Source organism: Shouchella xiaoxiensis (genome assembly GCF_016907895.1).
Classification (GTDB): domain Bacteria; phylum Bacillota; class Bacilli; order Bacillales; family Bacillaceae_D; genus Shouchella; species Shouchella xiaoxiensis.
The window spans coordinates 24,794-45,352 of sequence record NZ_JAFBCV010000010.1 but is presented as its reverse complement, the minus strand read 5'-3'; the positions used below and the strand labels follow the sequence as shown (position 1 = coordinate 45,352).

Annotated in this window: 26 protein-coding genes and 1 pseudogene; 14 read left to right on the top strand and 13 right to left on the bottom strand. The window is 44.1% G+C overall.

The window, feature by feature from the left end; genetic code table 11:
- Positions 1–3: 3 nt before the first annotated feature.
- Both JOC54_RS14900 and JOC54_RS14895 read right to left on the bottom strand, forming a co-directional pair.
- Positions 4–672, bottom strand: a complete 669-nt coding sequence (locus JOC54_RS14900) for a hypothetical protein (protein ID WP_204467007.1) — start codon at positions 670–672, stop codon at positions 4–6.
- Between the two features lie 81 nt (positions 673–753).
- The gene (locus tag JOC54_RS14895) at positions 754–1,353 is read right to left on the bottom strand and encodes a TetR/AcrR family transcriptional regulator (protein ID WP_204467004.1); all 600 of its coding nucleotides are present in this window, start codon (positions 1,351–1,353) and stop codon (positions 754–756) included.
- A gap of 168 nt (positions 1,354–1,521) precedes the next feature.
- Between JOC54_RS14895 and JOC54_RS14890 the strand changes: the two genes are divergently transcribed.
- Together JOC54_RS14890 and JOC54_RS14885 are read left to right on the top strand one after the other, a co-directional pair.
- Positions 1,522–2,076, top strand: a complete 555-nt coding sequence (locus tag JOC54_RS14890; RefSeq protein WP_204467002.1) for an STM3941 family protein — start codon at positions 1,522–1,524, stop codon at positions 2,074–2,076.
- Positions 2,077–2,093: 17 nt separating this feature from the next.
- Positions 2,094–2,925, top strand: a pseudogene (locus tag JOC54_RS14885) (DUF4037 domain-containing protein).
- A 14-nt stretch (positions 2,926–2,939) separates the two neighbouring features.
- On the opposite strand, the gene JOC54_RS14880 reads toward JOC54_RS14885, so the two are convergent.
- From JOC54_RS14880 to JOC54_RS14875, 3 genes are read right to left on the bottom strand one after another with little or no spacing between them, the layout of a single operon-like run.
- Positions 2,940–3,584, bottom strand: a complete 645-nt coding sequence (locus JOC54_RS14880) for a PhzF family phenazine biosynthesis protein (protein WP_367617811.1) — start codon at positions 3,582–3,584, stop codon at positions 2,940–2,942.
- The gene (locus JOC54_RS23435) at positions 3,545–3,673 is read right to left on the bottom strand and encodes a hypothetical protein (RefSeq protein ID WP_367617810.1); all 129 of its coding nucleotides are present in this window, start codon (positions 3,671–3,673) and stop codon (positions 3,545–3,547) included. The genes JOC54_RS14880 and JOC54_RS23435 overlap by 40 nt, the downstream gene beginning before the upstream one ends.
- 32 nt (positions 3,674–3,705) lie before the next feature.
- Positions 3,706–4,473, bottom strand: coding sequence for a class I SAM-dependent DNA methyltransferase (locus JOC54_RS14875; RefSeq protein WP_204467000.1), 768 nt, complete (start codon positions 4,471–4,473; stop codon positions 3,706–3,708).
- Between the two features lie 229 nt (positions 4,474–4,702).
- Between JOC54_RS14875 and JOC54_RS14870 the strand changes: the two genes are divergently transcribed.
- The 3 genes from JOC54_RS14870 (at position 4,703) to JOC54_RS22990 (ending at position 5,917) form a co-directional block, all read left to right on the top strand.
- Positions 4,703–5,110 carry a ClbS/DfsB family four-helix bundle protein gene (locus JOC54_RS14870; RefSeq protein ID WP_239586751.1) on the top strand — a complete coding sequence of 136 codons (408 nt, stop codon included), beginning with the start codon at positions 4,703–4,705 and terminating at the stop codon, positions 5,108–5,110.
- The gene (locus tag JOC54_RS22995; protein WP_239586750.1) at positions 5,107–5,364 is read left to right on the top strand and encodes a GNAT family N-acetyltransferase; all 258 of its coding nucleotides are present in this window, start codon (positions 5,107–5,109) and stop codon (positions 5,362–5,364) included. Before JOC54_RS14870 ends, JOC54_RS22995 begins: the two co-directional genes overlap by 4 nt.
- Positions 5,365–5,509: 145 nt before the next feature.
- Positions 5,510–5,917, top strand: a complete 408-nt coding sequence (locus JOC54_RS22990; protein WP_367617815.1) for a GNAT family N-acetyltransferase — start codon at positions 5,510–5,512, stop codon at positions 5,915–5,917.
- A gap of 279 nt (positions 5,918–6,196) precedes the next feature.
- Here the strand turns inward: JOC54_RS22990 and JOC54_RS14860 are convergent, their stop codons facing one another.
- Positions 6,197–6,484 carry a type II toxin-antitoxin system RelE family toxin gene (locus JOC54_RS14860; protein ID WP_204466998.1) on the bottom strand — a complete coding sequence of 96 codons (288 nt, stop codon included), beginning with the start codon at positions 6,482–6,484 and terminating at the stop codon, positions 6,197–6,199.
- Entirely contained in the window at positions 6,481–6,825 is a 345-nt protein-coding gene (locus tag JOC54_RS14855; RefSeq protein WP_204466996.1) for a type II toxin-antitoxin system Phd/YefM family antitoxin, read from the bottom strand. Before JOC54_RS14855 ends, JOC54_RS14860 begins: the two co-directional genes overlap by 4 nt.
- Before the next feature lie 399 nt (positions 6,826–7,224).
- Between JOC54_RS14855 and JOC54_RS14850 the strand changes: the two genes are divergently transcribed.
- Together JOC54_RS14850 and JOC54_RS14845 are read left to right on the top strand one after the other, a co-directional pair.
- A complete protein-coding gene (locus JOC54_RS14850; protein ID WP_204466994.1) occupies positions 7,225–7,965 on the top strand; it encodes a DUF5694 domain-containing protein in 741 nt (246 codons plus the stop codon).
- A 5-nt stretch (positions 7,966–7,970) separates the two neighbouring features.
- Positions 7,971–8,345 carry an SH3 domain-containing protein gene (locus JOC54_RS14845; protein WP_204466991.1) on the top strand — a complete coding sequence of 125 codons (375 nt, stop codon included), beginning with the start codon at positions 7,971–7,973 and terminating at the stop codon, positions 8,343–8,345.
- Here the strand turns inward: JOC54_RS14845 and JOC54_RS14840 are convergent.
- A complete protein-coding gene (locus JOC54_RS14840; protein ID WP_204466989.1) occupies positions 8,319–8,939 on the bottom strand; it encodes a LysE/ArgO family amino acid transporter in 621 nt (206 codons plus the stop codon). The two genes, JOC54_RS14845 and JOC54_RS14840, sit on opposite strands and share 27 nt — an antisense overlap.
- A 106-nt stretch (positions 8,940–9,045) precedes the next feature.
- Between JOC54_RS14840 and JOC54_RS14835 the strand changes: the two genes are divergently transcribed.
- From JOC54_RS14835 to JOC54_RS14810, 6 genes are all read left to right on the top strand, one after another.
- On the top strand, positions 9,046–10,461 hold the full coding sequence (locus JOC54_RS14835; RefSeq protein ID WP_204466986.1) for an aminotransferase-like domain-containing protein: 1,416 nt from the start codon (positions 9,046–9,048) through the stop codon (positions 10,459–10,461).
- Entirely contained in the window at positions 10,451–10,900 is a 450-nt protein-coding gene (locus JOC54_RS14830; protein ID WP_204466984.1) for a GNAT family N-acetyltransferase, read from the top strand. Before JOC54_RS14835 ends, JOC54_RS14830 begins: the two co-directional genes overlap by 11 nt.
- A gap of 112 nt (positions 10,901–11,012) precedes the next feature.
- Positions 11,013–12,302 carry an acyl-CoA thioesterase/bile acid-CoA:amino acid N-acyltransferase family protein gene (locus tag JOC54_RS14825; protein ID WP_204466981.1) on the top strand — a complete coding sequence of 430 codons (1,290 nt, stop codon included), beginning with the start codon at positions 11,013–11,015 and terminating at the stop codon, positions 12,300–12,302.
- 123 nt (positions 12,303–12,425) lie between these two features.
- Positions 12,426–12,968 carry a sigma-70 family RNA polymerase sigma factor gene (locus tag JOC54_RS14820; RefSeq protein WP_204466979.1) on the top strand — a complete coding sequence of 181 codons (543 nt, stop codon included), beginning with the start codon at positions 12,426–12,428 and terminating at the stop codon, positions 12,966–12,968.
- Positions 12,952–14,013, top strand: a complete 1,062-nt coding sequence (locus tag JOC54_RS14815; RefSeq protein ID WP_204466976.1) for a DUF4179 domain-containing protein — start codon at positions 12,952–12,954, stop codon at positions 14,011–14,013. The genes JOC54_RS14820 and JOC54_RS14815 overlap by 17 nt, the downstream gene beginning before the upstream one ends.
- 123 nt (positions 14,014–14,136) lie before the next feature.
- A complete protein-coding gene (locus JOC54_RS14810; RefSeq protein ID WP_204466974.1) occupies positions 14,137–14,646 on the top strand; it encodes a helicase in 510 nt (169 codons plus the stop codon).
- Positions 14,647–14,687: 41 nt separating this feature from the next.
- Here the strand turns inward: JOC54_RS14810 and JOC54_RS14805 are convergent, their stop codons facing one another.
- Genes JOC54_RS14805 through JOC54_RS14785 form a run of 5 tightly spaced genes read right to left on the bottom strand, consistent with a single transcriptional unit; the run spans position 14,688 to position 19,136 of the window.
- Entirely contained in the window at positions 14,688–15,173 is a 486-nt protein-coding gene (locus tag JOC54_RS14805; protein WP_035417899.1) for a ferritin, read from the bottom strand.
- A gap of 16 nt (positions 15,174–15,189) precedes the next feature.
- The gene (locus JOC54_RS14800; RefSeq protein ID WP_204466972.1) at positions 15,190–16,002 is read right to left on the bottom strand and encodes an ABC transporter ATP-binding protein; all 813 of its coding nucleotides are present in this window, start codon (positions 16,000–16,002) and stop codon (positions 15,190–15,192) included.
- Entirely contained in the window at positions 16,002–17,033 is a 1,032-nt protein-coding gene (locus JOC54_RS14795) for a FecCD family ABC transporter permease (protein ID WP_204466970.1), read from the bottom strand. Before JOC54_RS14795 ends, JOC54_RS14800 begins: the two co-directional genes overlap by 1 nt.
- The gene (locus JOC54_RS14790; RefSeq protein WP_437183559.1) at positions 17,030–18,010 is read right to left on the bottom strand and encodes a FecCD family ABC transporter permease; all 981 of its coding nucleotides are present in this window, start codon (positions 18,008–18,010) and stop codon (positions 17,030–17,032) included. Before JOC54_RS14790 ends, JOC54_RS14795 begins: the two co-directional genes overlap by 4 nt.
- 49 nt (positions 18,011–18,059) lie before the next feature.
- Positions 18,060–19,136: an ABC transporter substrate-binding protein gene (locus tag JOC54_RS14785; RefSeq protein ID WP_204466966.1), complete on the bottom strand. Its 1,077-nt coding sequence runs from the start codon at positions 19,134–19,136 to the stop codon at positions 18,060–18,062.
- 239 nt (positions 19,137–19,375) lie between these two features.
- Between JOC54_RS14785 and JOC54_RS14780 the strand changes: the two genes are divergently transcribed.
- A complete protein-coding gene (locus tag JOC54_RS14780) occupies positions 19,376–20,140 on the top strand; it encodes an SDR family NAD(P)-dependent oxidoreductase (protein ID WP_204466964.1) in 765 nt (254 codons plus the stop codon).
- Positions 20,141–20,559 lie beyond the last annotated feature (419 nt).

The window sequence follows — 20,559 nt, the reverse complement described above, 5'->3', positions numbered from 1 at the left end:
AATTTACTCTTCAAATGATCCTCCGCCTGTTTCCATATCAATTAACCAGTGACTTTGCAACATAAGGGCACGTTCAGTTGCCGCAAAACCAGTGGCGACACCGATAACTACATTTAGCCAGATTGAGAGATTAATTGGAGACTGAAAAGTTCCTATATGTTCAGCAACCCAAGGGATTTCTGTAAGTTGCTCTACGATTTGCGGCAACCCAAGCGCGAGTGATGTTAATAATACGGCCGCGGCAAGCAGCCCGAGACAGGTGCTGACGAAGGGGGCGCGTCGATGCAAACCAAGGCGCCAGCCTCTGACCGAGCGTTTGTCTGGATAGATGGAGAACGCTTCCGCTTCATCTGTTAAGTAGCGAATTTTATTAATGCCGCTTCCCCCGCTTTTTACCTCGAGTATGCCGTTCTCAAGCGGGATCGTGGCAGGTAGAGTCGAGTAGGCAATATGAGTCGTGCCGCGGTATAAATCAACGCTTGAATCATCCGCGAAATAGCGTGACTTCAAGGCGTAGTTAACTTGCTCATTGTTTTCTTTCGTGATGGTAATGTGAAACAAGGAATGAGTGAAGATATGCCAGAGGCGATACGGTTTAAGCGTATGTCCATCTCCCTCTTTCACTTTCTTGATGGCCCTGCGACGTTTCTGTTGGCGAAAAAAACGAAACATAAGGCTGTACCTTCCTTTCTTTTTTTACGTTTAGTCTGGTGTTGTAAACCACAAAATCCGTTGATACTACTCGTTTCGACCTTATTTAATTATCTTTAAGACGTTATTAATTAACTTTTCGCTGTACTCTTCAAGGCTTAAATTTTGCTCATGCCTAGGCAAAGACACCACTGACGAGATTGAGCTTCGAATCATAAGTGCCGTGACATAAGGATCCACGTCAGCAAATTCTTTCGATTCTGTCCCTTTTGAAAGAATCTCAATCAGCAGGGCTTGAAGCTCTTCCCGCTCATCAATTTCCGCCAAATAATAAGGGACGTTATCGGGTGTTCGGCCATTAAACACAATTTCAAGCAGGGCGTTCGTATTTGTGCCGTTTGTACCTTGATAAGCAATGCCAGCTTCAATAAAAGTAAGCAACTTTTCCTGATATGTTTGTTTTGACTCCACTTTTTCTTTTATAAAGGCACGTTCTTTTAAAACAAGATACATTAACGTATTACGCATGAGATCTTCTTTTCCTGAGAAATGATAGGAAATGAGTCCAGTACTTATATTGGCTTGCTTTGCTATCTTAGAAAGGCTGGTATTAATGTAGCCAATCTCGTTTAAGACGGCGATTGCTGCCGTGATGATCTGTTCTTTTCTTGCATCTGCAATTAAATACTGTTTGTTGTCCATCAGTCGTTCACCTCAGAATGATTTGAATGACCGTTTTTTATTTTGATCGATCAATCAGTTTTTATACTATAGCCATTTTCTGATATTGTCAAACATGTAATGGAGTTGTTCTCAACTCTTATCTTCGATACAATTTAGAAAATGAATAAAAGAGAGGAGGATAACAAATTGAATCAACAAACTTCATCACAAGCCGAACCACTTATCGTTCATCCTTCAAAAAAATCATTCGGTTTTCTTGCTCTTGGTGCAAGTATATTCGTTGTCATCGGTATAGGGTTTGTGACAACAGGCTCCACTATGTATGGAACGGCTATGAATAGTATTGGTTATACGAGTTTGATCTTTTTTGGATTTTGTCTGCTTTACGCGCTGACACGCCTTATTTTTGAGCGTCCGTCACTCCGCATTGATGACGAAGGAATTTACGATAATGCCTCGGCCGTCGGAGCTGGACTTGTTCGTTGGGAAGAGATAAAGGATTTGCCGATCTACACATATGGGGAGCAGTCGTACTTAGGAATCGTGCTCTATGATGTTGATGAGTTCATTCGCAAGCAGCCTTTTTTAAAAAGACGCATTTTCAAATTAAATAAGTGGATGCCAGGTTTACCCACGCCGTTTAATATACCAGCAGGACTTGTGCAGGTTTCTCTGGAGGAGGTTCAAGAGAGGGCGGTGGTTTATCTTGAAAAAGCTAGGGGGAAACGAAAACAATTTTGAAAAAAGGATGTGAGCTTATGGATTTAACGACTATAGCGGCAAAGATAGCGCAGGTATACGAAGCCAATAAAAAGGTTGAGGCGGTTTTGCTTGGTGGATCCGTTTCGAGAACGTGGCATGATGATTTTTCAGATATTGAACTGTTTATTTTCTGGAAGCAGCCCCCAACTGATGTCGATCGAATGGGTTCGATTGAGACTGTCAATGGCGAGGTGATTGATTTTCACCCATTTGAAGAAGAGGAATGGTCAGAAAGCTATATAACCGAGGGTATCAAACTAGAGATAAGCAACTTCCTCACGGCTACCGTTAAGCAACTAATCCATGATGTCGTTTCTGAATATGACACAGATTTAAACAAACAGTGTATCGTGGCAACCATATCTGAGGGTGTTGTCCTTACTGGCGAAGAAAGTATGACTGCTTTAAAAGCAAAAAATAAGCCCTTATCCAGTTGAATTAAGAGAGGCAATGGTCAAGGGTTATCTAGATTTCGGAAACCGGTGGAACAACCGGGAGGCTTTACTTCAGCGAGAAGATTGGCTCATGCTCTACAAAGTGATGGTTGCAGCGCAAGAAAATCTAATGGCCATCTTGTTTGGCTTAAACAAGCACTATGTCCATCATCCCGCGTTTAAATGGCAGGCGCACTCGCTCCGCTCAATGACGGTAGTTCCGATTAATGTGGAAGAACGAATGCGTGCGGTTTTTCTGAAGCATCCTGTGCAAGGATTGAAAGAATTGGAATCACTTATGGATGAAGTGTTTCAGCTGGTTGAGGAACAATTCCCGGAGCATGATTTTTCTGCGTTTATTCGTCAATCAACCTTTTTGAGATCGAGGAGTTAACATCTGAAGTCTCGTTATAAGTCGATGAGAATTTCTCCAACATGGACGGCTTCGCCGGATATTGAAACGGAAAGCTCTGCGTCTATTTGTTCAAGATAGACATAGATTCGCCCATCTTTATCCAGTTCATGACCTTGTTCAATTAGTAAGGTCGCTGGTAGTGCCAAGTCTCGATTAATAAACTGCTTATAATAAGCCCCCATGACGCCAGATGCTGTGCCTGTTACTGGATCTTCAACAATACCAGATCCAGGAGAGGAAAAGTGACGAGCGTGCATGAGGGCGTCTGCGTCTCTCGTTTCGAAACAAAACGGATGAAGGGACGCGTTCGGCCGTTCATGTAAAATGTCTGGAAAATCTTTAGTATAAGGCTTCATCTGAGAAAAGCTCGTAAGCATTTTAATAGGAATAAGTAGTGTCCAGACGCCTGTATAACCATAGACAATCGGATAGAGCGGGTCTAAATCTGCTATGGATAAGCCAATCGATTGAGCAAGAGCCGTTTTTGAGCCATGAAAAGGCTTGAATGCGGGAGGTGCTTGATTCAAACGAACCCGTCCCCCTGCAGTAGAAAGAGGGAGAACGCCGACGTTGGTTTCAACGAAGAATGCGGTTTTCTTCAGCATTCCTGCTTGAATGAGCGCATGGACTGCAGCCATTGCTCACCTGAAAGAACAACGGCAGCAGGATTGCCTTTACCTGGAACCTTGCTAAATGCATCAATATGTTGAACACGAACAATTGCCATACCTGTTAAGAACGCTCCTCTCTTGATTGTTACTAGTGCTTCTTCTTTTCACACACATAAATCATCTGCGGCGTATCGTCGGAAATCGCTTCCCCGCTCCACTTGCCATAGCTTTCCTTAATTGAAAATCCATGCGAAGTAAACAGACGTTTCATTTCAAGGGGAAAGGTGTAGCGCAGTGAGATCTTATCACGTTCATCACGCACAAATTGACCATCTTTATGCAATTCTCTGCTTGTATAACAATGGAGTACTTGCGTCTTGGGCTCGTACGTTTCTTTGTGCTGCTCCAATACGTCATAGCCACGGTAATCTTGAAACGTTGATTGATACTCATCCGTCGTTTTAAATTCGGCTATGATTGGATTGCGCGTGTCGAACACAAACAGGCCACCTGGTTTTAAGTGAGCGGAAACCGCGGCAAACAGCTGGTCCTGCGACTCGTTTGTTAAAAAATGCTGAAACGAATTTCCGACCATAAAGAGAACATCATATGTTTGGTCGAGAGCGAGCTTCGTACAGTCTTGTTGGTGGAACGGGATTTCTACAGACGCTTGTGTCGCTTTCTCTTGCGCCTTCTGTAACATGCCTTCGTGCAGGTCAACCCCGGTAATCCTATAGCCTTCCTGTGCAAGCGGGATCGTAAGTCTACCTGTACCGCACGCAAGCTCTAAAATCGAATCGGCTTTTTTTATATGGGCAAGCAGGAGTGGTAACTCTGGTTTATGGGGCTCGTTTAATTGATCGTAAAGTGTCGTATCGTTGTATTTTTCGAAATTTGTTGTAAACAGTTCTGACATGTAAAGGAATCTCCATTCTTGATAGGTTCGTCTTTTCTATAAATGATACTGTTATTTTTTGAATAATACAAACAATATTTTACTTTTATGCTAAAGTTAACGGTAGAGGGGGATTGTTATGAGTCAAGCAACTGAGAAAGACAAGCTAGTAAAGGTGAGTAATAGCCAGTTTGAGCAGCTATTAAGCGTAATGGAGGCAATCCCAGCCTGAAAAAGAACGCAAACGGTTATGACGGAAGAACGAGACAAGAATTTCCGCGATGTCATCATCCATCTTTACGAATGGCAGGCGATGCTGGAGCGCTGGTACCGAGAAGGAATGGCTGGAGATGTGCCGGCAATGCCCGCACCCGGTTATAAGTGGCGGGAACTTAAGCCATTAAATGAGCAGATTCAAAAAACGTATCAAGATACTACGCTTAACCAAGCCTTAAAAAAGCTGACTCTAAGCCATCATCGAGTGATGAACTTGATTGAACTACATAGCGACGAAGAGCTCATGACCAAAAAGTACTACAAATGGACAAAGACGAGCAATCTTTACACGTATTTCGCCGCAAATACGGTCGATCATTACAACTGGGCGATTGCGAAGTGTGAAGCGATTGCTGTTTTGATTATGGAGGCAGAAGGATGATCGTTGAACTAAAGCCAAATGCCTTTCATTTATGCCTAAACTTGCTGGAAGAGTGGGAATCAATTGAGGCGAAGGCGGTTATTGGTGGAATAAATCCGGGACGTGTGTTTGTGGAATGTGCAGAAACGCCACGAACTGCGATGATTTCGCTCGGTAACAATGACGGCTTCCTCTTCATCGGAGATGCTGCGAACGAAGATTTTACGAATGGATTAAACCACTTTATTGATACCCTTATTAAACCTGAAGCATAGAAAGCCGAGCTAACCTGGTTTGAGGCGATCGCAATAAACGAAAGCTGGAACACGGTATTCAAAGAGCTGTTTTGCCCATCGCAAGCTAGGAAGCTGGCAGCAATGGGTATACCTCCTTGATGAAGCACCTTCTAGTAAAGAAGAGATTCTGCTAGAAGAAGGTTATCAGCTTGTAAAGATTGATCGATCACTCTATGAGAGTAATAACAAATTCCTTCGAGGTAAGATTGCTGAATGTTGGGCTTTACCTGAAGCTTTTTTCGAGAACGGTGTCGGTTATGGCGTTCTCTATCATAATGAAGTGGTAAGCGTCTGTTTTTCAGGATTCGTTTACGATGGCGTGCACGCGATTGATCTTGAAACAATTAAGGTACATCGGGGGAAACGACTGGCGGAAGCCTGCGCCCAAGCGTTTGTGGTCGCGTGTATAAAGAAGGGGGCTTCGCCGTACTGGGATTGTATGGACTCCAATCAAGCTTCCATTGCCGTGGCGGAAAAACTAGGATTTAAGAAAGCGAGAGGCTATGCAGGTTATGATTTCCCACTCGTATGATGTTTATCGTTATCTATTACGGGAATGATAGAGTTATCGTTTAGAGATAGGAGAGATGACCATGCTCGTTCGGAGAATTATTGCTTCTGTCGTTACAACTCTTGCGATTGCCGGGATTAACCGCCTAGTCGCACGCTTTATTTTAAATAAGAAGAACGACTAATCCCCTTTGGAAAAAGGGGATTTTTGTTTTGAAATTGGATAAGAGGCGTGTTGTGGCATGAGCTATGAGCGATCTCTTAATCTTGATTCAGCTGTATTAAAAACGGTGTTGCTTGCTCATTTACCTGTAGCAATAATTTGCACATCAACGATTTCTAACTTAATTCCTTCTCCTAGATATTCATAGCCTTTAGGTAGTCGATAAATCATCCTAACTCCCGCTTGTTTAAGTTTAATTTCTTTACATCCTCTGAGATTGCCTGTTAATTCTTTACCTATTTCATCGGCTCTTTCCTCAAGGTGAATAATGGCTTTGTCTAATAAGCTAGCAACAAAACCATCGAACTTATTAAACTCTTTCTCGGCTTTATCGTTCAAGAATACAACATTGAACCTTTTGCTCATTCAAAGAGATCCTCGTCAAGCACGGTTTTTCTGTTCATGTTTTGAATACGATTGTACCGTTCTTCGCTTAATCCCTCTATAAGAGATATTGATTGATCGTTGTTTGCTTCAGCTTCTCTAAGTCGTTCAGCCGTTTGGTAGTCTTGAACGGTTTCGCGTAATGTTATGAGCTCATCGTGCATCTGCTCAAACTCGTCATAGCTTAGTATAATTGAATCAACTTCATTATGATCTAGTATAAAAATCGGTTCGCTTTTCGCTTTTTTTCTTACCTCAGAAAATCTTTTACTCGCTTGAGTCGAAGAAACCATTTGATCTTTATTAAATCGGGGTTTTTGCATTGAATCAACTCCCATTATCTCATTCTCCTTTCAGTGTATTCAGCTTTAAAAATGAGTGTACTGTAATTTATATTTTTCTGCATATAATAATACGTAAAATAATGTGTATTATAATTAATTTTTAAAAAGAATGTCTCTTGCTCTGATTTTATATTTATTCTCCTTATGTAACTGAAAATTGTTTCTTTATATGAGTAACTACAATCTTTTAATTCTCATCAATGAGTGGTAGTTTTGCCAACCGATAACTGCTATATTCGTTTCACACTTCTCAAATATAATCATGTGAAACTACTTCAAGTAAAAGATAATAGTTGCTACTAGAAGGAGTGACTCATCTAAGATATACTAAACTAAAAATAACTCACTATTCCAAACAATAAAAAAGGGGGTCATACCATGAAACCTGTCGTTCTACTAGTAGGCATGAATCATCTAGATCAAGAGCATACCCAGGATGTGGTCACCTCGACTGCTACGGACGTGTTATCAGAGCGGAGGCAGACGGAGATGGAGGCGCTCGTTGAGCAGTTTGTACAGTTTGCCCCAACGAAGGTCTGCTTAGAATATCCAAAAACGATGCAAGGCAATTTAACGCGATCCTACAAGTCCTATTTACATAGCGAGTCCACATTAAGTAAAAATGAACGAGAACAGATTGGTTACCGCCTTGCTAAAAAAATGGATCATGAAACGGTTTGGGGCGTTGATTGGAATGGAGAGTCGAGCCACGATGCGTTTGGCTACGCAGCAGAGCATGAGCCCGATTTGTTTAAACGTTTGATTAAACCTGTGCAAGCCAGTGTGGCTGAGGCGGACGACTATTTTAGCGAACATACGATGAGTCAATTTGTCAGCTATTTAAATGAACCAAGCCATCTTAATTTGATGCACCAGTTTCATCTAAATCTCCTTCAAATTGGCGATGATGAAAATCCAGTCGGAGCGCTGTGGTTAGCAAACTACTGGTATTTTCGCAACGTCATGATTTATAAGGCGATTTTGGAGCTTGCGGCGACAGAAGAGCGGCTGTTTGTTTTGTACGGTGCAAGTCATATTTATCCGATCAAGCAATTACTTGAAGACAGCGATCTTGTAACGGTAGAGCTAGCCTCTGCTTATTTAACGAAGGGAGAGTGAAGCGAATGTATCAAGTAATCAAACCTCATAAGAGCAATTACCCGAACCCCATAACAGTCACTAAAGGCGAGCGGCTTTTTGTGGGAGAACGTTATGAAGACAACGCCAATTGGAAGAATTGGATGTATTGCCGCACGCTTAATGGACGTATGGAAGGTTGGGTTCCAGAACAATTCCTAGCTATAGAGGGAGAAGAAGGCATTGTTCGGGAAACGTATAGCGCAAAAGAATTAAATATAGAACTGGGCGATGAGCTTTTTGAGGTAAAAGAACTGAACGGTTGGCTTTGGGTGAAAAAGAGCAGTACCGCAGAAGAAGGCTGGGTTCCAAAAGACCATCTTCGTTTCACTTCCTCAGTGCAAAAGAGCCATGATCTGTGAACCAATGAGTAGAGCAATAATCCAAATGGTCAGCGCTGAACCCTTGTTAATTAGCTTAAGAACCTGTCCATTCCGATCAATTCTTTTTAAAAAACGACCCAAAACAGCTAGCAAAACAAACGCGATCCAAGAAACAAGAATACAAGCGAAGGTAAAGGCAAATCGCTCAACTGAATTGGTATATTGAGCGGCGTTTGAGCCAATCACACCGACGGTATCGAGAATGGCATGGGGATTTAAGACAGACACACTTATCGCGAAAAGAATCTGTTTCTTGATGGAATATGGTTTGCGGGGGACCTCTGGAGCTGTATCTGTAGTCCAGATCGACCAGCCGATGTAAAGGAGGAACAAGAATCCCACAACATACATCATTAGCTGGAGTTGGGGCAGTGTTAGCAGTAGAACGGAAACGCCAAAGACGGATGCCAGGATTAACAACGTGTCGCACAAAGCTGCGGTAAAGACAACAGGAAGTACGCGCTGGAATTGCGGCTGCATCGCCCCTTGATTGAAAATGAACATATTTTGTGGGCCAAGCGGTAAGATAAGGGCAACTGATAAAATGAGCCCGTGAAAAAACGGATAAAGCATGTCATCACTCCTCTTGTTGTTGCTTACAACTTACCAAATGAAGTAAAGTGAGGAAACTACCAATTGGTTGATTTATATCCCAACCAATTATAAGGGGCGTGACGAAATGGTTTGGAAGCCAGAGCATAAGACGGGCATACCTATTTACAGGCAAATTATGAACTGGATGGTCAAACAGATTGAGCATGGGCATTGGCCAGCTGAGATGAAATTGCCGACACAGCGCAAGTTAGCTGAGCAGCTTCAGGTTAACCGGAGTACGGTCATCCAAGCTTTGGAGGAGTTGAAAGCGGACGGGCTATTGACGGGAAAAGCGGGCAGTGGTATTTATGTTAGTCAGCCAGGCTGGCACGAGCTAATACACGGTGCGATCCCTCGCTGGAAGGAGCGTATCAATCAAAGTTTGTGTCAAGCGAACAGCCAAACAATTCAACTTATTAATGATTTTGAGAAAAGGACGGATATTCTGCGCCTGGGTACCGGCGAATTAGGTCCTGAATTGATTCCCTCTGGAGCATTACAGGGGACGATGCGGCAGGTAGCGATAACGGAGCGGGATTTTGGCTATTCAGAGCCAAAAGGGCATATTCAATTACGAAACGCGTTAACAGATTATTTGAAAACCCGCGGTATTCAAGCAAATGCTGAACAAATAGTCATTGTCTCCGGCGGCATCCAGGCATTGCAGCTGCTTTCAATTGGGTTAAATTCCGGTCAGTTAAACATGTTCCACAACTCGCCCTCGTATCTTCATTCCATTCCTTCCATCACGTCGACCAGTATAACGAGTCTAGATAAGATGAAATTAAAGTCAAACCAATCGTTTTATTACGTTATTCCAACGTTAAACAATCCAACAGGAATAAGTTTATCAGCAGTTGAGCGACAAGAACTGATAAAGGCCTGTGCTGCGGTCAACCTCCCGATTATAGAAGATGATGTTTATCGGGATCTCGCATTTGAGAAACCGCCGCTACCGTTAAAGTCGTTGGACCATAACGGACAGGTGATTTACATTGGCAGCTTATCCAAAACGGTCAGTCCGGGACTTCGCATTGGCTGGATGGTGGGACCTGAATCGGTTATGGATCACTTGGCTGACTTGAAAATGCAGCTCGATTACGGCAGCAGCGCCATTCCGCAGCTTGTTGCAGCTGAATGGTTCCGGTCCGGGCTCTACGAGCAACATGTTTCAGCTTTAAAGAAACAATTGAAGCAGAGAGCCGATTTCACCGAGGCACTTTTGAACACGTATTTCTCAGATTTCGCTGAATGGCAATCTCCTCAGGGCGGTTTTTATATTTGGCTTCGGATTAAACAGCCGATTGTGACCAAAGCACTTTTTCAGCTTTTACTTAAGCAAAATATCTTAATAAATCCAGGCTATTTATATGCCCCTAATGATTACGAGCATATTCGTATCTCGTATTCCTACTGTAGTAGGGAAGAACTAGCAAGGGGATTGAAGAAACTAGCTCAGGAACTGAAAGCTAGACTTGGAGGGATAAACAATGAACATTAAGCCACTAAAACATAGCGAGTATGCACAGATGAAGCAGCTATTCCTCGACGTGTTCTCCCATGAGCCTTGGAATGACAGGTGGGCAAACGACGAGCTTGATGCTTATATGAAAGAACTAATGGAAAACAGCAACTCACTCACGCTTGGTTTGTATGATGAGAAGGAAGAGCTGATCGGCTGCTCGTTAGGCTACGTCTTTTCTTGGTGGGAAGGACGGGAATACTACATTAAAGAGTTTTTCATCGCTAGACATAAGCAGAAACAAGGAGCGGGCGAAGCCTTTCTAAAGCTGTTAAACGACTTCTTAAAGGCAGAAGGCGTCAAGCATACCACGTTAATGACCGAGAAAACCGTACCTGCCTACCGCTTTTATCAGAATAATGGTTTTCGAGAGCTTGAGGATTCTGCTTTTTTGGTGAAGCGGGTTAGTCGCTCATAAACGTCCAAATCTATGCTTCATTCTGGAAATGAACAGGAAAAGTTTGAAACTTTATTAAAAAGACTCCGTAAACTTTAGTATTGATATTTTGACAGAAGCGGAGATGACAACGATGAATCAGAAAGGTGAACCGATCCATTTTCATGTACAGGCAGAGAGTGATTCTATTCTGGAGAAGTGGTCTGTAAAGATACAAACGGAAAAACCGTTAGAGGAGTTTAAAGTCGTCGTTACAACGAAGGATGATTTACATAAACCCTTTCAGTCATGTGCTTTTTTTCGCAGTGACAAAGATGGAGTAATCGACCTAACGGCTGATGAACCGGTTAAGGGAGACTATGATCAGTCTAGTGAGATGAGTTTCATCTCTTCCATGAGTTGGAACCGTAAGAAGGAAGCAATGTTTGTCAAACAGACGCCGGAGCCGATTACGTATGAGATTGAGGTCTATTATCAGAATAAAGTCGTTGGGCGTACAGCCGTTTCCCGAACCATTCAGCCGGACAATGTAGTAAAAGAAGAGGTGGGAAATGGTCTTGTCGGAGCGGTGTTTCATCCCGATTATGGTGACAGTTTTCCAGCAGTGGTAATTGTAGGCGGTTCAGATGGCGCCGTTCACGAAGCAGCTGCGGCTGCTTTGGCGGCGGAAGGATTCGTCGTTATGGCTCTCGCGTATTTTGGCAAAGAAGGGCTGCCAAAAGGAGTCGAACAGGTGCCGCTGGAATATGTTGATCGGGCTTTTACCTATCTTAGCCATATGCCAAACGTCGAGCAGGACAAACTGGGTATCATCGGCCATTCAAGAGGTTCAGAACTCGCCCTGCTTTATGCGAGTCATTTTCCGAAAGTAAAGTCGGTCATTGCGGCTGCCCCAAGTGAAGTTGTATTCTCAGGAATGGTTAATTTTCAGCCAGTTGCTAAATCCGCCTGGACGTTAAATGATAAACCCGTTCCCTATTATGATATTAAGCAAAGAGCGAAAGATGGTTTCTCTATGCTCTATCATATGGTTGCCCGGAAACCTTACTCCAATTTAGCTGGAATGGAGATGAATCTAGCAGACGAAGAAAAACTGAAGCAGTTTGCGATTCCAGTTGAACAAATACAGGCACCAATCATGGTGTTTGCTGGAACGGACGATCAATCGCATTTAAGCGTATTCTTTTCCAATCGACTGGAACAAAGAAGAGCGCAGCAACAAGAAGACGACCGCTTTATTTACCACGAGGGCGCAGGTCATTTCTCAGCGTTTCCTAGTAACCTGCCAAACATGCCGCAGACGACCGGCATGTATAATTACGGGATGACCATGTTATTTGGCGGGACAAAAGAGACAAATGCGAGAACCGCGCAACAGTCGTGGGATGAAACACTAGAATTTTTGCGCGAGACATTGATGTAAGGGTGTGGAAGCTTTTCTTAACATAGAGAGAAGCTTCTTTCTTTTTGAAAATAAATAAGCGTGAGTGAATCTTTTTACTACCTCAATTCGCTCTAATGTATGAGAGGAGGCAATGATGCCGCAATGAAACATGATTTACATATGGTGAAACGAGCGATGAATGGCGATGCTGAGTCATTTGAACAGCTGCTTTTTAAAGAAGAAAAAATGCTCTACGCCAAGGCTCTTTCCTACGTTGGCAAAAATGAGGATGCGCTTGATGTCATTCAGGAAACGGCGTACAAAGCGTTTATCGCGATTAAGCAGCTGCGAAACAAAGAATATTTTTCGACATGGTTATTTCGAATACTCATTCGAGAATGCTACAAGTTATTAAAGGAAAGAGATCAGGTTATTCCCTATGAAGAAAGAGAGCTGTTGTTAAAGCTGGATCAGAAACAAGAGGAGGACATTCAATCGTTTCATTTAAGTGAGGCACTGCTCAGGCTTAGTCCAGCTCATCAAAGTGCAATCATTCTCTACTACTATCATGATTTATCAATTGCCGATATGGCCGCAGTGATGGAAAAGCCAATTGGCACAGTGAAGACAAATCTACGTCGGGCCAAAAAAGGCTTACGAGTTGAATTAGAGAGGGGTTATGGGATCAATGAAAAAGCAATCTGAAGACATGCCACAAGGTGAAGTACGTACAGCTATTCGCGCCGGCATTGCTCGAGCGCAAGCAGAAGGAATTCAGCCAATTCGAGGGAATAAAAAGGGAAGACGAAAGATGGTCTACGTTGTAGGAAGTGTGGCTGCCGCGTTTGGACTTTTAATTGGAACGGCGCAGTATTCGCCAGCACTTGCCAGTGGGTTAGCGCAAATTCCAATTATCGGCTCCATCTTTGGAGATTCTGATGTGCGGGGTTTACAAGTTGCGCATCAGGACGGCTTGACGAAGCAAATAGGCGAGACGCAGACCATTAATGGCATCTCGGTTACGCTAGAGGAGGTTTTTTATGACCAGAGCAATCTGTCTGTTAGCTTATTAATTGAAGGCGAGAAAAAGCTTAATTATGAACCTATTGACATGATGTCGCACTTCACAATTGATGGGCAAACCCCTGCTTCCTCAACAGGAAGTTATTCAGAAGAGGAACTCTCAGAAACAACACGATCGGCTATTGTTGAAATGAACGTCACAGACGAAATGCCTGATGCGTTTGAACTTGGCCTCATGTTGCAGGCTGAGGACGGCGAAGCATGGTATTTCTCTACCCCGGTTGAAAAATTAACGGATATTCAAACAGTTGCAGTCAATCATTCACAAACGGTGGACGGTGTTACCGTAAACGTGCCGGAGCTCTCGCTTAGCAAGACAGGCCTTAGCTTAACGTACAAGGGCATCGATCAAGAAACTGATTTTGATTTAAGTCGTGGTGGGTTTATTGAATTTGTTATTGTGGATCAGAACAATAAACGGATTAATGGACTTTCTGGCGGTGTTTCTGGGAACCTAATGAACGATCAAATTGAATATAAGAGTATAAAGCAATTCGACCCCCTAGACGAGAGCGTGACGGAATTGACGATAACGCCACAGCTGCTTTTGCCGACGGACGGTGGTGGTGTGGAGTATGATGAAGATGGGAATGAGAGAGAGCTCGAATTTAAGGGAGACTTAATGAAGCCAATTGAGTTTGAGTCGTTTAAAGTGAAGGTGAACTAAAAAAGTTAGAGTAAGAAGATTAAATGAACGTAAGCTATACAAAGCCCACTTTGGTCCGCTTTTAAAAGCGGACCAAAGTGGGTTATCTGCCTATAAACATTCATCTATTAAAAGGAGAATGGTATGAACCTCTTCCCAAACAAACATATAACCAGATTAATAAAAATTGGTGGACTTCAAAAAGACGAGCTAATCGACCAATTAAAGCAGCACTCAATTGCGCTAAATCAATATGCAGAGCAGCTTCTCGTTGACCCGCATTTTACTGTTTCAAGAACAGAAAAGCGCTTAATGGCGATTGAACTTGCTGTGAAAGATCTTGGTTTGCCAGAAGGTGCTACAATTAAGAGATTATTTGAAAAAGCGGTAGAAAGCGGGCTTACACTTTGCCCGCTTGAAGTAGCTCCTCATTTCCGGCTCCTATACCTCGATCAGCCAGAAATGATTTCAACAACGAAAAACAAAGCACCTGCTGGATCAATCACGATTGCCTCCCAGCCGCTTAAGCGTGATGACACCTTTCCGAAAGGGTTTTATGTCCGAAAAATAGACGGGGTATTGTGGTTGCGGGGCTATGTTGCTGATGAAGCGCACATCTGGGATGGGCAAGACCGATTTTTGTTCGTTCAATAACCAAAAACAAGTGAGCAGCTCTTCGCTGCTCACTTGTTTTTTTATTCTGCGCTAAACGTTTGCTCGTAGTTGTACAACGCGTTGGCGTCGTCTTTTATGCGGGTTAAGTAATCGATATGCGTCTCAAACGTTGCTTCTTCTTCGACTTGTTCGTCAAGGAACCAGTTTAAGAAGGAAAGCGTTTGGTATTCGCGCTCTTTTTCAGCGATCGCATAAATCTCATAGTAGCTCTTTGTAACGGCACGTTCTTGCGCTAGCGCTGCGGTAAACGTGTCAATCAAGGCACCGTACTCGCTCTTTGGTTCTTTTAGGGCAGAGAAGACAGCAAGATGACCTTTGTCGTTTAGATACGTGTACACTTTCATGCCGTGATCGCGTTCTTCGGCTGCTTGGCTAAGAAAGAATTCAGCGAAGCCATTGTAGCTGATGGAATGGCAGTACGCCGCCATAGCCATATAGTCGTGCGCTGCTTGGAATTCGATATTCATTTGCTTGTTTAATGCGGACACAAGATTTTCAGATAACATAAGTTGTATCTCTCCTTTAGATGGTTGGTGTGTGTACATAGTGTCGCCCTTTTGGAATGATCAAGGGCGAGTGGGAAACGGGATCATCAATAACAAGACAATCCAGATCAAACACGTCTTTCACTAACTCAGGTGTAACGACTTCGGCAGGAGTCCCCTCAGCTACCAGTTTCCCTTCACGCAAAGCGAAAAGATGATCGGCATAGCGGGCAGACAGATTAATGTCATGGAGGACCATCACAATCGTCGTGCCGTGCTTCCGGTTTAAATCAGTTAGCAAATCAAGAATCTCCACCTGATACGTAATATCAAGAAACGTCGTTGGCTCATCGAGAAACAAAATATCCGTTTGCTGGGTCAGAGCCATCGCAATCCAAACGCGCTGACGCTGTCCGCCGGAAAGCTCGTCAATGTTGCGATCAGCAAGCTCGGTGATGTTCATAATTTCCATCGCTTCCGCAACAGCTTCATAGTCTTTTTTAGACCAGCCGCCGAGCAGGGACTGATGAGGAAAACGTCCTCGTCCCACTAAGTCAGTGACGGAAATGCCTTCAGGGACGATTGGCGATTGAGGAAGAATACCCAGCACCCGGGCAAATTCCTTAGCCGGCATTTTACTGATCGCTTTTCCGTCTAAAGAGATCGTACCCGATTCTGGCTTAATCAAACGGGCCATTGTTTTTAACAGCGTCGATTTTCCGCAGGCATTGGCGCCAATAATGACGTTAATTTTATTATTGGGGATCGCGATGCTAATGTCGTTGAGTATGATTTTGTCATCATAACCTGCTTTTATTTCGTTCGTATGAAGTCGATTGTTTTGATTCATCATAAGCTTCCCTTTCGATTCATCCGGATCAATAAGTAGAGTAAAAATGGTGCGCCGAGCATCCCCGTAATGACGCCAACCGGGAAACGTGTTTCAAATGCAAACTGTCCAACAAGGTCAGCGGCAAGCACGAGGTTCGCGCCAACAAGACCTGCGGGAATGACGTTGGAGAAGCCAACACCTACGAGGCGTTTGGCGATTGGGCCTGACAAGAAAGCAACGAAGGCAATCGGCCCAGTTGAAGCGGTCGCAATCGCGAGCATCGCAACGGAGCTAAGAATGAGGACTAAGCGAACCTTATCAGTCTGCAAGCCGAGCGATGTCGCGGATTGCTCACCTAACTCGAGTAAGTTTAAGTGCCTGCCGAAGACAATGACAATTGGTGCACAGACTAGTACCGTTAAAATAAGCGGAAACAGAGCATCCAGTTGCGCTCCGTTTAAACTGCCGCTCATCCAGCGTAAAGCCGTCGGCAAGTCTTCTTGCGTTCCAATTAAAAGCAAGTAGGAAATCATTGAGGTCAGCATCGCTTGAATGCCAATTCCGACTAAGATCAAGCGACCGACGGAAAACGACTTGCCTTTTGCAAACAAATAGATCAGCGCACAGGTGGCGAGGCCAGCGAGAACCGACATGATTGAAACAGTCGATTGACTTGTTTGCAACACAAGAATACCAATAAGCGCTGCGACGCTTGAACCAGCGGTAATCCCTAGTACATCAGGGTTCGCAAGTGGGTTGCGCAGCATCGTTTGAAACGTATTTCCGGCGATTCCGAAAGCAATCCCGGCAAAAAGACCGGCAACCATCCGCGGCAGACGAATCGTATTGACCGCGAAGGAGACCCCGCCAACCGTTTCTCCCATAAGAGTGCGGACGACTTCGCCAACAGGATAAATCGTATTTCCGAGCAAGAGCATGGCACAGCTTAACAACAGGGCAGAAATCGTTAAGCTAACGTTGACGACAAGCCATTTTCGCCGCCTAACGTTTCTGCCAGCTTTTATTTGCGTAATTGTAGAATTCATCATAAGGATCGCACTTTCATACGTGTTGCAAGATAGATTAAGATTGGTGCGCCGATAAAGGCGGTTACCACACCGGCTTCAAGTTCGCCAGGGCTAGTAAGAAGCCGGCCAGTTACGTCGGATAAGGTTAAAATGACGGCCCCTGTAATGGCAGAGAGCGGAATAATTAAGCGTAAATCAGGACCGAGCATCAGTCGAATGACATGCGTCGCAAGCAGTCCGATAAAGCCAATCGGTCCAGCAAGCGCCGTTGTGACGCCGCAAAGGATAACCCCGGCAAATGCCGCCGTAATACGAATGGTCCCTGTCCGAACTCCTTGTCCTTTCGCCACATCATCGCCAAGTGCGAGGGCATTAAGTGATGGTGCCACCATAATCGCGATGATAATTCCAACGACTAAAAAAGGGAGAAACGTTTGAATCGCATTCCAATTAGCTGCGCCCACGCTACCGACCTGCCAAAAACGAAACTGGTCCATCACGTACGAGCGGGGAATCATGATCGCGCTAATAAGCGATGAAAGAGCGGCGCTTGTCGCGGTTCCTGCTAAGACAAGCTTCAGCGGCGTTGCGCCTGCCCGTCCCATTGAACCAATTCCGTATACAAAAATCGCTGTAAGCATCGCACCAGCTAAAGCGAACCAGATGTATTGAGACGCTGAGCTTATGTCAACAAAGGCAATACCCGCGACAACGAACAAAGCGGCCCCAGTATTTACACCTAAAATACTTGGGTCCGCGATCGGATTTCGAGTAACTGCCTGCATTAACGCACCAGAGATACCAAGTGCAGCCCCGCAGCATAAGCCAAAGATCGTTCGTGGCACTCGTTCGCGCACGACACTTGCCCCGTACGAATCCAGTTCGCGATACGATAAACCAGTAACGAGCTCGTCCCAAGAGACGAGCCTCGCACCTAAAACAAGCGATGCGGCAATACATAGGCCGAGCAAGATGAAAGCAGTAATAACGACTTTCATCAAGCGCTGCGGCGTATGCGGTCGAAGCCGCTTCTGATTGTTTGTTAATTTATTCATCTAACTGGCTGACTGCTTCTCCAATTAAGTCAAGGTACTCGTCAATAGTATAAGAGATGGAGAGCGACGTTGGTGTTCCAGAAGCAGCAAGAGGAGTGCTGTTTCCAATAAAGAAGACAGAACCACGTTCAATTGCTGGGATTTGACCAAGTCTAGAATCCGCTTGAACCGCTTCATAAAGTTCATCATCGCCATAGCCAATAATAATATCTGCATCATTTAATAGATCTGCGTTCTCCGCACTTAAGCTTAATGAATAAGCCGTATCATCTTCAATCGCATTCATAACCGATTGCGGGTATTCCATTCCTAGCTCATCAACCAGGAATTTCACGCGCGTATCAACTGGTGTGTAAAGATGTAGCCCGGACATATCTGTAGCCGAGAAGTTGACCCAAACAACTGATTTGCCTTCGATTTCAGGGTGTTCGCTCAGCTTTTCAGCAACTTCATCTTCTGTATCGGCAATGAGCTGCTCGCCTTCCGTTGTCATCCCCATACCTGTTGAAATCATCTCAATCTGTTCACGCCATGTAGTTGTCCAAGCAGATGTTGGATACGCGACAACTGGAGCAATCTGGCTTAACAAGTCATAGTCTTCTTGCGTAATGCCAGAGTAAGCTGCCATGATCACATCGGGTTGACTGTCAGAGATGGCTTCAAAATCAAGACCGTCTGTATCTTGATAAATGTTCGGATCTTCAATGCCAAGCTCATCAATTTGTTCTGCTGTCCATGGAAGTAAACCGCTGTCATCCTGCACGCCGAAATTAGCAGCTGAGAATCCAACCGGCTCAACGCCAAGCGCAAGCACTACATCTTGATTGCCCCATTGAACAGTGGCAACGCGCTCAGGTTTTTCTTCAATTACGGATTCTCCAAAAGCATGCTCAATCACGATCGGGTAGTCTGTCTCTTCTTCTTGTGTATCAGGCTCGCTTGTATTTCCTGTGCCATTGTCCTCAGGCGTATCAGCATTATCACTTGAACATGCCGCAAGTGCGAGTAGCATTGTTGTTGAGAAAAGTGCCAATTTTAACGATCCAGCTCGTGTATTTAGTTTTTTCATTATAATCTCCCTATCCCTTTATGTATTGTACGTATGTGTAAAAAATAATAACGATAATCATTCTCAGTCAGTTTAGTGCCAAATGAGAACCTTGTCAATTAGAAATTTGAAAAAAGTTGTTTACGGATTGTCGAAAAAAAGCAGATTGATTCAAAAATCCTGCGCAAAAAAGATTATTTATTCAAACTAAGGGTAGAGAATTGATAAGAAACGATTTAGAAAAAGAGGAGGATATGATAATGAGAGAGAAAGTCGTTTTAATGACTGGTGGCGCTGGTGGAATTGGCCAAGCAACGGCGCAGTTGTTTCTTGATGAAGGTGCAACCGTTGTATTAGTCGATGTAAATGAGAGCGCTTTAGAAAAGGCGAAAGATGCGTTAACTGGGGGAGAAGAGAGTGTACACATCATCCAAGCAGACGTGACGGAAGAGGAAGACGTAAAACGATATGTGGATGAGACGGTCAGTAAATTCGGCAAGATTGATGTCTTTTTTAACAATGCCGGTATTAATGGACCGTTTAAAGAAATTACCGAACTCGAGAAAGAAACGTTTAATCAAATTATGAACATTAACGTAACCGGTGTTTTTCTTGGCTTGAAGTATGTAATCAAGCAAATGAATGACCAGGGCTACGGCAGTATCATCAACACGGCCTCAAACGCTGCTTACATCGGTTCTGCAGGGATGGTTGGCTATATCGCTTCCAAGCATGCGGTTGCCGGAATGACGAAAACAGCAGCGCTCGAAACGGCGAAAAACGGCGTCCGCGTCAATGCAGTTGCTCCGGCCGCTATTGATACGCAGATGCTTTCTGATATTCAAAACAACCTCAGCCCCGGCAAACCAGAAGAGTCAGGCGAAGCGCTAAAAGCAGGCATTCCATTCGGACGCTTCGGTGCCCCTCAGGAAGTCGCAGAAATTGTCCTGTTTCTAGCATCCGATCGTTCTTCATTTGTTACAGGTTCCCTTTACAATGTTGATGGGGGAATGCAGGCGGATTAATATTGTTCAGTATTGAAGAGGCTGTCCTATTAGGTCAACATTTAGACCTGATGGGACAGCCCTTTTTTCTATTCATGAAGGAACCATTTTAAGAGCCAAAGCGTGGAGAGGTTGATTTCCACTTCATGCGGAAGCTTGCCGCGGAGGAGCGGCTGAGCCTTCGCAGTCTTCGTCCTGCTAAGTCTCACCACGCCCCTTTTTCCGCTGGCGTCACCGCCTTACTTTTCAATCAATCATAAGGGTGTCTTCGATGCGTCTACGGTGTAGATGCCTAAACCAACAAGAAACGAAATGAGGCGTTTTTTTTGCGCATTGCTAGCGTAAATCTTCATGTTGTTTGTAGCGGATCGATAAAAAAGAAAAGAGAAGCAGAAAAGCAATACCTACTACGGCTACGTGCAAGATGTCATGGGCAGAAG

Coding starts and splice junctions, on each gene's coding strand:
- JOC54_RS14880 (WP_367617811.1), bottom strand. CDS start 3,584: ATGGCTGCAGTCCATGCGCTCATTCAAGCAGGAATGCTGAAGAAAACC.
- JOC54_RS14840 (WP_204466989.1), bottom strand. CDS start 8,939: ATGCTTTATCCGTTTTTTCACGGGCTCATTTTATCAGTTGCCCTTATC.
- JOC54_RS14860 (WP_204466998.1), bottom strand. CDS start 6,484: ATGAGCAAAAGGTTCAATGTTGTATTCTTGAACGATAAAGCCGAGAAA.
- JOC54_RS14785 (WP_204466966.1), bottom strand. CDS start 19,136: ATGAAAAAACTAAATACACGAGCTGGATCGTTAAAATTGGCACTTTTC.
- JOC54_RS14895 (WP_204467004.1), bottom strand. CDS start 1,353: ATGGACAACAAACAGTATTTAATTGCAGATGCAAGAAAAGAACAGATC.
- JOC54_RS14815 (WP_204466976.1), top strand. CDS start 12,952: ATGAAAAAGCAATCTGAAGACATGCCACAAGGTGAAGTACGTACAGCT.
- JOC54_RS23435 (WP_367617810.1), bottom strand. CDS start 3,673: ATGGCAATTGTTCGTGTTCAACATATTGATGCATTTAGCAAGGTTCCA.
- JOC54_RS14795 (WP_204466970.1), bottom strand. CDS start 17,033: ATGATGAATTCTACAATTACGCAAATAAAAGCTGGCAGAAACGTTAGG.
- JOC54_RS14790 (WP_437183559.1), bottom strand. CDS start 18,010: ATGAAAGTCGTTATTACTGCTTTCATCTTGCTCGGCCTATGTATTGCC.
- JOC54_RS14835 (WP_204466986.1), top strand. CDS start 9,046: ATGGTTTGGAAGCCAGAGCATAAGACGGGCATACCTATTTACAGGCAA.
- JOC54_RS14870 (WP_239586751.1), top strand. CDS start 4,703: ATGACGGAAGAACGAGACAAGAATTTCCGCGATGTCATCATCCATCTT.
- JOC54_RS14830 (WP_204466984.1), top strand. CDS start 10,451: ATGAACATTAAGCCACTAAAACATAGCGAGTATGCACAGATGAAGCAG.
- JOC54_RS14900 (WP_204467007.1), bottom strand. CDS start 672: ATGTTTCGTTTTTTTCGCCAACAGAAACGTCGCAGGGCCATCAAGAAA.
- JOC54_RS14825 (WP_204466981.1), top strand. CDS start 11,013: ATGAATCAGAAAGGTGAACCGATCCATTTTCATGTACAGGCAGAGAGT.
- JOC54_RS14850 (WP_204466994.1), top strand. CDS start 7,225: ATGAAACCTGTCGTTCTACTAGTAGGCATGAATCATCTAGATCAAGAG.
- JOC54_RS14845 (WP_204466991.1), top strand. CDS start 7,971: ATGTATCAAGTAATCAAACCTCATAAGAGCAATTACCCGAACCCCATA.
- JOC54_RS14805 (WP_035417899.1), bottom strand. CDS start 15,173: ATGTTATCTGAAAATCTTGTGTCCGCATTAAACAAGCAAATGAATATC.
- JOC54_RS14820 (WP_204466979.1), top strand. CDS start 12,426: ATGAAACATGATTTACATATGGTGAAACGAGCGATGAATGGCGATGCT.
- JOC54_RS22995 (WP_239586750.1), top strand. CDS start 5,107: ATGATCGTTGAACTAAAGCCAAATGCCTTTCATTTATGCCTAAACTTG.
- JOC54_RS14800 (WP_204466972.1), bottom strand. CDS start 16,002: ATGAATCAAAACAATCGACTTCATACGAACGAAATAAAAGCAGGTTAT.
- JOC54_RS14875 (WP_204467000.1), bottom strand. CDS start 4,473: ATGTCAGAACTGTTTACAACAAATTTCGAAAAATACAACGATACGACA.
- JOC54_RS14855 (WP_204466996.1), bottom strand. CDS start 6,825: ATGCAAAAACCCCGATTTAATAAAGATCAAATGGTTTCTTCGACTCAA.
- JOC54_RS14780 (WP_204466964.1), top strand. CDS start 19,376: ATGAGAGAGAAAGTCGTTTTAATGACTGGTGGCGCTGGTGGAATTGGC.
- JOC54_RS14810 (WP_204466974.1), top strand. CDS start 14,137: ATGAACCTCTTCCCAAACAAACATATAACCAGATTAATAAAAATTGGT.